Origin of the sequence: Streptomyces sp. NBC_00029, from assembly GCF_045160505.1 — a bacterium.
In the GTDB taxonomy this organism is placed as follows: domain Bacteria; phylum Actinomycetota; class Actinomycetes; order Streptomycetales; family Streptomycetaceae; genus Streptomyces.
The window spans coordinates 8,223,247-8,235,068 of sequence record NZ_CP108292.1 but is presented as its reverse complement, the minus strand read 5'-3'; the positions used below and the strand labels follow the sequence as shown (position 1 = coordinate 8,235,068).

Annotated in this window: 11 protein-coding genes; 4 read left to right on the top strand and 7 right to left on the bottom strand. The window is 73.0% G+C overall.

Going from position 1 to position 11,822, the window contains the following annotated elements; all coding sequences use genetic code 11:
• Position 1: 1 nt before the first annotated feature.
• Entirely contained in the window at positions 2-955 is a 954-nt protein-coding gene (locus tag OG753_RS37905; RefSeq protein WP_405792048.1) for an aldo/keto reductase, read from the bottom strand.
• A gap of 198 nt (positions 956-1,153) precedes the next feature.
• Here OG753_RS37905 and OG753_RS37900 point away from each other — a divergent pair, with 198 nt between their 5' ends.
• Positions 1,154-1,732, top strand: a complete 579-nt coding sequence (locus OG753_RS37900; protein ID WP_327266298.1) for a GNAT family protein — start codon at positions 1,154-1,156, stop codon at positions 1,730-1,732.
• Between the two features lie 336 nt (positions 1,733-2,068).
• Here OG753_RS37900 and galK read toward each other — a convergent pair whose 3' ends face one another.
• A complete protein-coding gene (galK, locus tag OG753_RS37895; RefSeq protein ID WP_405792046.1) occupies positions 2,069-3,229 on the bottom strand; it encodes a galactokinase in 1,161 nt (386 codons plus the stop codon).
• Positions 3,226-4,272 (bottom strand): galactose-1-phosphate uridylyltransferase, encoded by a 1,047-nt coding sequence (gene galT / locus OG753_RS37890; RefSeq protein WP_327266296.1) that lies wholly within the window; start codon positions 4,270-4,272, stop codon positions 3,226-3,228. The genes galK and galT overlap by 4 nt, the downstream gene beginning before the upstream one ends.
• A gap of 241 nt (positions 4,273-4,513) precedes the next feature.
• On the opposite strand from galT, the gene OG753_RS37885 reads away from it, so the two are divergent.
• The 3 genes from OG753_RS37885 to OG753_RS37875 all read left to right on the top strand — a co-directional run bounded on the left by OG753_RS37885 (position 4,514) and on the right by OG753_RS37875 (position 7,384).
• On the top strand, positions 4,514-5,095 hold the full coding sequence (locus OG753_RS37885; protein WP_405792044.1) for a hypothetical protein: 582 nt from the start codon (positions 4,514-4,516) through the stop codon (positions 5,093-5,095).
• A 100-nt stretch (positions 5,096-5,195) separates the two neighbouring features.
• Positions 5,196-6,815, top strand: a complete 1,620-nt coding sequence (locus tag OG753_RS37880; protein WP_405792042.1) for a N,N-dimethylformamidase beta subunit family domain-containing protein — start codon at positions 5,196-5,198, stop codon at positions 6,813-6,815.
• Between the two features lie 167 nt (positions 6,816-6,982).
• Entirely contained in the window at positions 6,983-7,384 is a 402-nt protein-coding gene (locus tag OG753_RS37875) for a VOC family protein (RefSeq protein ID WP_383197258.1), read from the top strand.
• A gap of 73 nt (positions 7,385-7,457) precedes the next feature.
• Here the strand turns inward: OG753_RS37875 and OG753_RS37870 are convergent, their stop codons facing one another.
• Genes OG753_RS37870 through OG753_RS37855 form a run of 4 tightly spaced genes read right to left on the bottom strand, consistent with a single transcriptional unit; the run spans position 7,458 to position 11,800 of the window.
• Complete coding sequence (locus OG753_RS37870; protein WP_405792040.1) at positions 7,458-8,993, bottom strand: PE-PGRS family protein; 1,536 nt, start codon at positions 8,991-8,993, stop codon at positions 7,458-7,460.
• Positions 8,962-9,783 (bottom strand): ABC transporter ATP-binding protein, encoded by an 822-nt coding sequence (locus OG753_RS37865; protein ID WP_405792038.1) that lies wholly within the window; start codon positions 9,781-9,783, stop codon positions 8,962-8,964. Before OG753_RS37865 ends, OG753_RS37870 begins: the two co-directional genes overlap by 32 nt.
• On the bottom strand, positions 9,780-10,808 hold the full coding sequence (locus tag OG753_RS37860) for a FecCD family ABC transporter permease (protein ID WP_405792036.1): 1,029 nt from the start codon (positions 10,806-10,808) through the stop codon (positions 9,780-9,782). The genes OG753_RS37865 and OG753_RS37860 overlap by 4 nt, the downstream gene beginning before the upstream one ends.
• On the bottom strand, positions 10,805-11,800 hold the full coding sequence (locus OG753_RS37855) for an ABC transporter substrate-binding protein (RefSeq protein WP_405792956.1): 996 nt from the start codon (positions 11,798-11,800) through the stop codon (positions 10,805-10,807). The genes OG753_RS37860 and OG753_RS37855 overlap by 4 nt, the downstream gene beginning before the upstream one ends.
• Positions 11,801-11,822: the final 22 nt, after the last annotated feature.

Genomic DNA, 11,822 nt, shown 5'->3' with positions numbered 1-11,822 from the left:
GTCACTGCGGCTTCTGCGCCCCGGGGATGGCGTCGATCGCGGCCAGCAGCTCGGCGTCCAGGGGGCGGTCGGCGACGGCCGCATTGGCGCGCACCTGCTCGGCGGAGGTGGCTCCCGCGATGACGGAGGCGCAGCCGGGCTGGGCGGAGAGCCAGCCGATGGCGAGTTCGAGGACGGTCCGGCCGTGCTTCTCGGCGAGCGCGGCCAGCGCTTCGACGACGTCGAGGCGCTCCTCGGTGAGGTACGCGTCGCGCCCCTCGAGGCGGGACCCCGCCGGTACGGGAGCACCGCGGCGGATCTTGCCGGTCAGCAGGCCGTTGGCGAGCGGGAAGTACGGGAGCACGCCGACGCCGTAGTGGAGGGCCGCCGGGACCAGCTCGCGCTCGGCCGACCGCTCCAGCAGCGACCACTCGTTCTGCGCCGACACGAAGGGGACCGAGCCGCTCTCGCGGGCGACGTGGGCGGCTTCGGCGAGCTGCCAGCCGGAGAGGTTGGAGTGGCCGATGTAGCGGACCTTGCCCTCGGCGACGAGCTCGGTGAGCGCGGCCAGGGTCTCGGCGATCGGGGTGGCCGGGTCGGGGCTGTGGAGCTGGAAGAGGTCGATGTGGTCGGTGTCGAGGCGGCGCAGGGATTCCTCGACGGCCCGCCGGACGTAGGAGCGGCCGCCGCGGGATCCGGCGGCGGGCCCGTACTTCATGTCCACGCCGTCGTAACCGAACTTGGTGGCGAGGACGACCTGGTCGCGACGGCCCTTGAGGGCCTGCCCGAGGTGGACCTCGGAGCCGCCGGCGCCACCGTAGATGTCGGCGGTGTCCAGGAGGGTGATGCCCGCGTCCAGGGCGGCGTCGACGACGGCGCGGGTGGCCTGGGCGTCCAGTCGGCCGCCGAAGTTGTTGCAGCCGAGGCCGACGGCGGAGACCAGCAGTCCTGAACTGCCCAGGGGGAGATGGCGCATGCTCTTCGTTCCTCCGACTCGACGGGTACATGATCAACCGAACGGTCAGTCTAGGCGGCGCGGTCGGGCGCCGGAGCGAAACTTCGGCAGCCTGCCGTGAATACCGTGTGACACGTGCCCAGTTCGTAACTCTCCTGACCACGACAGCGGTTGACGCACGTGTACCGAGGGCATGCGCGTATCCGCTGTCAGCCTTGAGTGATCACTGCGATCGGTTACGGTTGCGCGATGTTCGAAGGAAAACTGGTAAGGCTGCGCGCGCTGCGCCCCGAAGACGCCGAGCACCACCTCCGGTGGCGCAACGACCGGGAGGTGGTGCGCTGGGCAGCAGCTGGTGACCCGTGTTTCGGCCCGGTCACGGCAGAGGCGATCGGGATTGGCTTCGACAGCATGCTGCGGCTGATCCCCAGGGAGTCGGCCGTGTTCACCGTCGAGGACCTGGCAGGCGGGCAAGTGATAGGCATGGCCGACTACCGGGACCTGGACCCCTATGCCGGAGTGGCCACGCTGGGAGTCACCATCGGTGAGCGGGAGTTCTGGGGCCGCGGCCACGGTAGTGATGCGTTGCGGCTGCTCGTGGGACACCTGTTCGGCGCGTACTCCCTGAGCCGGCTGGAGCTGGACACCTGGAGCGGCAACGAACGCGCCGTGCGCGCGTTCACCAGGCTGGGCTTCCGCGAGGAAGGCCGCCGTCGGTCTGCCGTGCTGGTGGAGGGGGAGCGCTACGACCGCGTGCTCTTCGGGATGCTTCGCGAGGAGTGGGCGAACCCCGAGTGACGCCGTGGACGAGTGCCGTGCCTCGCAAGGCGGAGGAGCTCCCCACGTACTGGAGGTACTGGACGTGCTCGGAGTCCCGGCAACGCAGCGAGGTGCGGTGCCGGGCAGCGCGGGCCCAACCGGCGCTACTTTGACGACAGGACCTAGGCCGTCTCTTTCGGATCTTGTCGGCCGAGCCCGCGTTGCCCGGTGCCGTGCATCGCAAGGCGGAGGAGCTCCCCGCGTACTGGACGTACTCGGGAGCCCCGACAACACAGCGAGGTGCGGTGCCGGGCAACGCGGGCCTGGGGGCACCTCCCAGCGGTAGCTGGGGGAGCAAGATCCGAAAGAGACGGCCTAGACGAGGCGGGTGGCGCCGGCCGCCGGGGCGGCCGTCGTGATGCGGGGCGGGGTGAGGTCCGCGCGGCGGAAGGCTTCCGTCACCGCCCGCGTCACCGGCCCCTCGGCGTCCGCGTCGATCAGGGCCAGCGCCGAACCCCCGAAGCCACCGCCGGTCATCCGGGAGCCGTACGCGCCCGCCGCGTCGGCCGTGGACACCGCCAGGTCGAGCTCCGGGCAGGACACCTCGTAGTCGTCGCGCAGCGAGACATGGCCCTCGGTGAGCAGTGGGCCCGCCTCGCGCAGTCGGCCCGCGCGCAGCAACTCCTCGATGCGCAGGACCCGTTCGTTCTCGGTGACCACGTGCCGGACCCGCTTGCGCGCAACCGGGTCGTCGAGCCGGGCCAGTGCCCGCTCCAGCCCCTCGTACGGGACGTCGCGCAGGGCGGGCAGGCCGAGGGCCTCGGCCGCCCGGTGGCAGGAGGCCCGCCTCTGGGCGTACGCGCCGTCGGCCAGCGCGTGCTTGACGCGGGTGTCGATGACGAGGAGGCGCAGACCGGCCGCCGCGCAGTCGAAGGGGATGTGACGCTGTTCGAGGCTGCGGGTGTCCAGGTGGAGGGCGTGTCCCCCGGTCGCGCAGGCGGACGCCATCTGGTCCATGACCCCGCAGGGGACGCCGACGTACGCGTTCTCGGCGCGCCGGGCCAGTGCGGCCAGTTCGGGGCGGGTGAGCGCAATCCGGTACAGGTCGGTGAGGGCCAGCGCGATGGCCACCTCCAGTGCGGCGGAGGAGGACAGGCCGGCGCCGGTCGGTACGTCGGACCGTACGTGCAGGTCGGCGCCGCCGACCGGAAGACCGGCGTCCAGCAGGGCCCATACGACGCCGGCCGGGTACGCGGCCCAGCTCGCGGCGCCCCGGGGAGGGCTCGCCGGATCGAGACCGGCGAGATCGAGGGTGACCGCACCGGAGGGCGCGTCGGCGGAGTGGACCCGCAGGGTGCTGTCGGTGCGCCGGGCGGCGGCCACCTCGGTGCGCTGCGGGAGGGCGAAGGGCAGCGCGAAGCCGTCGTTGTAGTCGGTGTGTTCGCCGATCAGGTTGACCCGGCCGGGGGCTGCCCAGACGCCCTCGGGCGAGTATCCGTACAGCTGCCGGAAGCCGTCCTGCGCCGACCCGCTCACGTGCTCGCCACTTCCCGCAGCCGCGCGGCCGCGTCCTCGGGCCGGACGTCGTTCATGTAGGCCTCCATGCCGGACTCGGTCCCGGCCAGGTACTTCAGCTTGTCCGCGGTCCGGCGGATCGTGAACAGCTCCAAATGGAGCGCGAAGTCCTCGCGTCCCTCGCCCGCCACCGGGGCCTGGTGCCAGGCGGAGACGTACGGGGTCGGCTCGGTCCGGTCGAAGAGCCGGTCGAAGCGGCGCAGCAGCTCCAGGTAGACCCGGGGGAACTCGGCGCGGGCCGCGTCGCCGAGGGCGGGCAGGTCGGGGACCCGGTGGCGGGGGTAAAGGTGGACCTCGTACGGCCAGCGCGCCGCGTAGGGCACGAAGGCGGTCCAGTGCTCCGCCTCGAGGACGACCCGGGTGCCTTCGTTGCGCTCGGCGGCCAGGACCTCGTCGAAGAGGTTGCCGCCGGTGCGGGCGCGGTGGGCGGCGACGGTGGCGAGCATCCGGGTGGTGCGCGGGGTGACGAAGGTGAAGGCGTAGATCTGGCCGTGGGCGTGCGCGAGGGTGACGCCGATCTCGGCGCCCCGGTTCTCGAAGCAGTAGACCTGCTGGATCCCCTCGCGGGCGGAGAGTTCGGCGGTGCGGTCGATCCATGCGGCGAGGACGAGCGCGGCGCGGTCCTCGTCGAGCTCGGCGAAGGAGGTCAGGTGGTCGGGGGTGAAGCAGACGACCTCGCAGCGGCCGGTGTCGCCGGCGAGGGAGGGGAAGCGGTTCTCGAAGACGGCCACTTCGTAGTCGGGGGCCGGGATCTCGCTCGCGCGCCCCTCGGTGGACGGGCACAGGGGGCAGTCGTCGGCGGGCGGATGGTACGTGCGGCCCTGCCGGTGGGAGGCGACGACGACCCGGTCGCCGAGCAGCGGATCGCGCCGCACCTCGGAGCTGCTCGCGGTGGCCGACGCATCGAGCGGACGCGTGTCGGGGCGGGCGCGGGCAGCCCCGTCGCCGGTGTCGTAGTAGAGGATCTCGCGGCCGTCGGCGAGGAGGGTGCTCGTGCGCTTCACGGAGGCAACTCTCTCACTCGCCGGTGACGGCCTTGCTGCGGCCCGGGCCGTACCGCTCGCGCAACGGCATCCCGGCGGCGGGGCCACTCCCGTTCGAGACGACGATCCCCCTCGGCCGCCGGGTCCGTCGCAACACCCGCGCCTGCCCGCCACCCGCACCGGGCCGACCCGAGCTCACGGGAGAACAGGCGGAAGCCCTGCCCGGCCGTCCCCGCGGGAGCGGGCCTGGCAGAGTGTGTCCATGGGATGCTCCTACGCCTACCCGGTGATGCAGACGGCCGATGCCGTGCAGGCCTTTCGCACGGCAGAGCGGCTCTTCGAGCTCGCCGAAACACTTGAGTACGCGGAAACCACCGCGTGGGCGACGCTGAGCACGCTCCAGGACGTCGAACGGATCCTGCCCGCTCTTCCAGCGGAGGCCTGGCTCGATTCGGGTGAGGCCGGCTCGGACCCCCACCACTTCCGTCCGGGCGAGCTGCCGGCCGACCCGGCGGCGCTGGGCGCCCTGTTGCCCCTGAGCCTCCACTTCGACGAGGACATCGCCTTCGGGAGCTTCGAGGCGGACCTCGCCGCTGTGGTCGGCGACGTTCCTGCGGGCATCCACTGGCATCTGGGCGGCTGGCCGGCCACCCCGGAGCAGGACTGGAGTTCCTCCAAGTACTCCGGGGTGCAACTGGCCTTCAACTGCCGTGAGTTGTGGGGCGATCGGGTCGACGGGCACATGCTGTCCGTGTGCGTGCGGCAGGGTGACCTCCAGCGCGCCGAGTGGCTGGCCGCTCAGGTCGGTCTGCGGGTGCTGGGGCCGCCCGTGCAGTCGCTGTAGCCCCGCCGCCACCGCCGCCGAACCTGCCGCCGGTCAAGGGACGACCGGATCGAACGGGCCGGTGGAATCCTGGGCCCGAGCGTCACATAACGTGCCCGTCATGGATCAGGAGTACATGGCAGGGCCCGCCGCGGACGGCGAAGGCGCAGGCAGGCGGCGGTTCCTCGCGATCGCGACGGGAGCGGCCACGGCTGCGGGGCTCGGGACCGTGGCCGGGTGCGGAGGCGGAAGCGGAAGCGGAAGCGGCGAAGACCGTAGTACCGGCGACGGAGCGGGTGGGACGCCCTCGGCCGCTGGACCGCAGGGCTTCGACGTCAAGGCCGAGAACGCCCGCCCGGGCCACGCCGACTGGCCGGTGACCAAGGCCGGGCCGGCGCGGGCGATCGAGGGCTTCGCGGACAGGGTCAGCGTCCTGCCCGGCGAGTCCCTCGGGCTGTACGTGTCGACGACCGCACCCCGGTTCACCGTCTCCGCCTACCGCATGGGCTGGTACGGCGGCGCCCGCGCGCGGCTGGTATGGCGCTCCGAGGCCCTGCCCGGGACCCGTCAGCCCGAACACACGGTGGACTCCGGGACCCGGACGGTCCGCACGCGGTGGGCCCGCACCACCACGGTCGACACGAAGGACTGGCCGGAGGGCAGCTACCTGCTGCGGCTCGACGCACAGGGCGGCGACGGGCAGCGTTTCGTACCGGTCACCGTCCGGTCGGCGACGACGGCCGGGCGTACGGTCGTGGTCAACGCGGTCGCCACCTGGCAGGCGTACAACCGCTGGGGCGGCTACGGCAGCTACGACGGGCCCAGCGGCGGCTACGCCTCCCGCTCCCTCGCGGTGAGCTTCGACCGGCCGTACGAGTACGACGACGGCGCGGGGCTGTTCCTGGTGTACGAGGCTCCGCTGATCGCCCTGGCCGAGCGGCTCGGCATACCCCTCGCGTACACGACCACCACGGACGTGGCGCGGGAGAAGCGGCTCCTGGAGGGGGCGTCCGCGGTCCTCTCCCTCGGCCACGACGAATACTGGTCGCCGGAGCAGCGGGCGCACTTCACGGCCGCCCGCGACGCCGGCACCAACATCGCGATCCTGGGCGCGAACTGCTGCTACCGCCGGATCCGGCTGGAGGCCTCCGACCTGGGGCCGGACCGTACGCTGGTCTGCTACAAGTCCTCCTACGACCAGGACCCGGGATTCAGGCGGGGCCATCCGGCGACGGTGGACTTCCGCTCGGCGCCCGGCGCGGACCCGGAGAGCTCGCTGCTCGGCGTGATCTACGACGGCTATCCGGTGGACGCCCCGTACGTGGTGACCCACCCCGGGCACTGGCTCTTCGAGGGCACCGGCGCGCAGGCGGGCGACCGCTTCGAGCACCTGGTCGGGGTCGAGTACGACAAGGTCGACACCGGGTTCCCGACGCCCCGGCCGATCGAGATCCTGGCCCACTCCCCCGTGGTCTGCGAGGGGCGGCCCAGCCACCAGGACACGGCCTACTACACGGTGCCGAGCGGGGCGGGGGTGTTCGCGACCGGCACGATGCGGTGGGTGGAGGCCCTGGACGCGACGGGCGACGGCCGGAGCGGAAGGAACCACGGTCTGGACGCGCGGTCGGGGGCGCTGACCACGCGCGTGACGGAGAACCTGCTGCGGGTGTTCGCCACGGGGCCGGCCGGGCGGACGCACCCGGCGCAGGACAACGTCAACGCCGTGTACGGGAGTTCGTGACGCGCGGGCCTCGCGTCCGGGCCGTGGCATCCGGAGCGCATCCGGGGCGGGGAGGGTGGACTTCACGCGAAAGGGGTGTTTAGGATCGTGATCACGGCATCGCGTGTCGGTCACCGGCCGGGTGAGGCATGGAGGCGCCGTGACGTGCCTTTCGGAGGCATTCATTCATGTCCGTTCATCTGAACCACACGATCATCCACTCCCGTGACAACCGGGAGTCAGCCGCCTTCCTGGCGCACATCCTCGGCCTCGAGGTCGGCACCGAGTGGGGACCCTTCGTCCCCGTCGAGACCGCGAACGGCGTCACCCTCGACTTCGCGACCGTCCCGCCCGGGTCGTCCGTCACCTCCCAGCACTACGCGTTCCTCATCTCCGAGGAGGAGTTCGACGCGGCGTTCGAGAAGATCCGCGCGGCGGGGGTCCCGTACTTCGCCGACCCGCACGGCAAGCACCCCGGCGAGATCAACCACAACGACGGGGGCCGCGGGGTGTACTTCACGGACCCCGACGGGCACGGGATGGAGATCATCACGCGTCCGTACGGCTACCAGGAGCCCGGCGCCGAGTAGGCCTGGGCGCAACTGTCCGCGTCGCGGGGGACGAGCGCCTCGCTCCGTCCCCCGCCGGCGGCGGCCCCGCCGGTCACCACTGACCGGTCATCCGGTCCATGACGGCCACCGGCAGCGCCGGATTCCGGGCCGCGGCCCCCGCCGTCGCCTCGCAGCCGAGCAGCCCGATGAGGACGGGCACCGGCACCCTCGGATGCCTGGCGGCCATCGCGCGTACACAGCTGTCCGGGTCGTCGAGCATCCGGACCACGGAGTCCGCCGACAGCCTGGGGTCGGTGGCGGCGCGCAGCCGGACCTCCGCGTCCTCGTCCCTGCCGAAACGTTCCACCAGCGCGGGCGTCGAGTCCGGGTCGTCGATCGCCAGTTGCCGCAGCCGCGGGTGCGGGTCGTCGGCGTGGCGGAGCAGGTCGCGCCGCGGGAAGTTCGGGTGCCCGTAGGGCCGGTCGGGGGTGGAGATGCTCCCGTTCCACCACTGCCACACCTCCAGCAGCATGTCCGCCGGGGCGTCGTCGCACCGCTCGGCGAGGAAGAGCCGTACGACCCTGTCCTCGTCCCGGGCCAGCCGTTCCACCACGTCCGGCGGCAGCCGCCGGGCCAGCGCGACGCTGCTGCGCAGCAGCAGGTGCGCGGACCCCGCGAGGTGGCGCATGGCGTCCTCGTCGTCGTGCAGCGCCACCACCCAGGGGATCGGCCGCCGGATCAGCCGCGGGTCGATGTCCACCGGTACGGAGGCCCGCTGCTCCTCGGTCAGTTCCGGTCGCGTGGACACGGCGAGGCGTACCTCGTGGTCGGGGTCGGCGGCGAGTACACGGACCAGGTCGGGGTCCAGGTAGGGGTTGCGGGCCAGGCTCCGCCGGTGCGAAGGGTCCGGGTCCGCGCAGAGCCGCCGTGCCAGGTCCCGGTCCAGCCGGTGGCCCTCGACGAGGCGGCCGGCTCCGTGCGCGATGTCGAAGAACGCCGCCGTGAGCGGAACCTCCTCGTGCCGGGCGAGCGTGACCGCGGTGCGTACGACGGGGGCGGGATCCGCGGCCAGCCGCGCCCGCGACTCGTCGTCGAGGGCACGCCAGGGGATGGCCTCGCACGCAGCGGCCCGCACCCGCGGCAGCGGGTCCGCCAGCAGGGCCAGGCGCAGTGGGAGGGGCAGGGCCGGCAACCGGGCCAGCTCCTCCCGGACCGGTCCGCAGGGGTCCGCCGCGAGCCTCCCGTACGCCTGCGGCGTCAGCTCCCGCCGGGCATCGCCGGCGGCCTGGAGAGTCAACTGGCGCCGGGCGCCGCTCGGTTCACCGAGTACCAGCCGTGACCACTGGGCGGTGGAAAGAGCGAAGCACGCGGGGACCTCGGCGAGCTGGCCGCGGACCCTGCGGTCCGGGTGGCCGATGGCGGCGTCGACGACGGCGGTGGGCAGGTCGCGCCGCGCCAGGACGTACAGGCCCAGGCCCAGCTCCCGGTTCCGGTCCATGTCCAGCAGCCGGATCCGGATGTGGTCCGGTGTGGCCGCGTTGAAGCTCAGCCCCTGGAGCCAGGGCCGCCGCAGCCGTGGCTCCGCTCCCGGCCCCCAGTCCCGGTCCAGCCACCGGTCAGCAGCGGGTCGTCGTACGTTTGTCCCCATCCAAGGGAAGGTAGACGATGTTCGGCGTGCCCGTGTCCGGGTGGACCTCGACGCGGGTCCGTACGCCGTACACCTCGGCCAGCAGATCCTCGGTGAGCACCTGGGCCGGCGGGCCCGAGGCGGCGACCCGGCCGCCCGTCAGGACGTACAGGCGGTCGCAGTAGGCGGCGGCGAGGTTGAGGTCGTGCAGGACCAGCAGACCGGTGGCCGGCAGGGCGCGGACCAGGGCCAGGATCTCCAGCTGGTAGCGGATGTCCAGGTGGTTGGTCGGTTCGTCCAGGGCGAGCAGGCCGGGGTCCTGGACGAGGGCCCGGGCCACCAGGGCGCGCTGGCGTTCGCCGCCGGAGAGCTCGTCGAAGCGGCGGGCGGCGAAGGGCCCGGCGTCCACGGTCTCCAGGGCCTCGGCGACGCGCCGCGCGTCGCCCGGGCCGTCCTGCTCCCAGAACTTTTTGTGCGGGCTGCGCCCCATGGCGACGACCTCGCGGACGGTCAGCCCGAGGGTGCCGCTCGCGTCCTGCGGTACGACCGCCACGCGGCGCGCCCGTTCCTTGACGGTCAGCGTGCCCGCGTCGGCGCCGTCCAGCAGGACCCGGCCGGCGCTGGCGCGCAGCGCGCCGTAGACGCAGCGCAGCAGGGTGGTCTTGCCGCTGCCGTTGGGTCCGACCACGCCCACCGTCTCGCCGGGGCGGGCGGTGAGGTCGATTCCGTGCAGCAGCGTGTGTCCGTCGGTCTCGTACCGCACGCCCTCGACGGTGAGTTCCACCGGCGGCCGCACCGGGTTCCCGGTCATCCGGTGACCCCTTCGGTCCGGGTGGAGCGGCGCAGCATCCACAGGAAGAACGGCCCGCCGACGAGCGCGGTGACCACGCCCACCGGTATCTCCGCGGGCGAGGCCGCGGTACGGGCGATCAGGTCGGCCAGGATCAGGAAGACCGCCCCGCCCAGCGCGGACACCGGCAGCAGCGCCCGGTGTCCGGCGCCGACGACCATCCGGGCGGCGTGCGGAACCATCAGTCCGACGAAGCCGATCGCCCCGCTGTGGGCGACGAGCACGCCGATGACGAGGGAGGTGAGGACGAAGGCGGCGGCGCGGAAGCGTCCGGTGTCCAGGCCCAGGGTGCGCGCCCCCTCCTCCCCGGCCAGGAGCAGGTCGAGCGGCCGGGCGAGGGCGATGAGCAGTCCGGTGCCCAGGAGCAGCGCGAGGGAGGGCAGGCCCAGTTCGTCCCAGCGGGCCCCGCCGAGGCCGCCGAGCGTCCAGAAGAGGACGGAACGGATCTGGTCGGGGTGTGCGGCGAGCACGAGGACGAGGCTGGTGAGGGCGGACAGGACGTACTGGACGGCGACGCCGGCCAGGGTGAGCCGGCCGGTGGTCATGGTTCCGCCGCGGCGGGCCATCGCGTAGACGGCGACGAGCGCGGCCATGGATCCGGCGAAGGCGGCGAGCGGCAGGCCCATGCCGAACGCGAAGGCGCCCGTACCGAAGACGATCACGAGGACGGCTCCGGCGGAGGCCCCTGAGGACGCGCCGAGCAGGAAGGGGTCGGCGAGCTCGTTGCGTACGAGGGCCTGCAGCACGGTGCCCGCGACCGCGAGGCCGGCGCCGACGACGGCTCCGAGGAGGACGCGCGGCAGCCGGACGTCCCACACGATGGAGGCGAAGGCTCCGGTGCGCGGCTCCCCCGTCAGACCGCCGAGGACGATGTCGAGAACGCGCTCGGGGGCGATGCGTACGGCCCCCAGGGCCAGGCCCGCGATCGCCGAGGCGACGAGCGCGGAGCCCAGCACGAGGAGGACGACGGCCGTGCGCAGCCTCACGGGCCGGCGGGGTGGAGCTGACCGCCCAGGGACTCCACGGCGTCGGCGACGCGCACGCCGAGGACGGCGGAGGAGAGCGGCAGCACGACGAACCGCCGGTTCTTCACGGCGGGCACGTCGGCGAGGGCCGGGTCGTTCAGCAGGCGCTGCTTCTTGGCTTCGACGGTGGTGCCGCCGTAGTCGTAGATGAGGACGACCTCGGGCCGGCGCTCGATGACCTTCTCCCACGAGACCTCGCCGAAGGTGTCCGAGAGGTCGGCGAAGACGTTCGTACCGCCGGAGAGCGAGACGATCTCGTTGCCGATGCCGTTGCCCCCGGAGGTGGAGGCGGAGGCCTCGCCGGAGTCGTAGACGAAGACGGACGGCCGGGGCCGGTCCTTGACCCGGGCGGTCACGGCGTCGATGCGGCGCTGCTCGTCCTCGACGAGCTTCGCGCCGCGCTCGGGTACGCCGAAGGTCCGTGCGACCTCGGTGATCTCGGTCTTCAGCTGGTCGAGGCCGACCTTGCCCTCGGTGCAGTACTCCACGTTGAGCCGGGAGTTGATGCCGGACTTGGCGAGTCCCTCGCGGTCGCGGCCCTGGCCCTTGTCGAAGGCGCTGGCGTACCCGCCGTAGACGAAGTCGGGGTCGGCGCCGAGCAGGATCTCCTTGGAGGGGTACTCCTTGGCCAGCACCTTGATCTTGTCGTAGGCGGGCCGGTACGCGGGGAGGACCGCGTCGTCGAGGTAGGCGGACCCTGCGATCCGGTCCTCCAGCCCGAGCGCGAGCAGCAGCTCGGTGGCGTGCTGGTTCATGGTGACCGCGCGCCGGGGAGGGGCCTGATAGGTGCTGCTCACACCGCAGTTGGTGAGGGTGTACGGAAAGCCGGGCGCGGCGGCGGGGTCCCCCGCGGCGGCGCCCTCCTGCGCTCCGGGGGAACCGGCGCACGCGGCCAGGGGTATCAGGAGTGCGACGGGGACGAGCGCGCGCAGGGCGGCGCGGGAACGCGACAGCATGACGGGGCCTCTCCGGGGG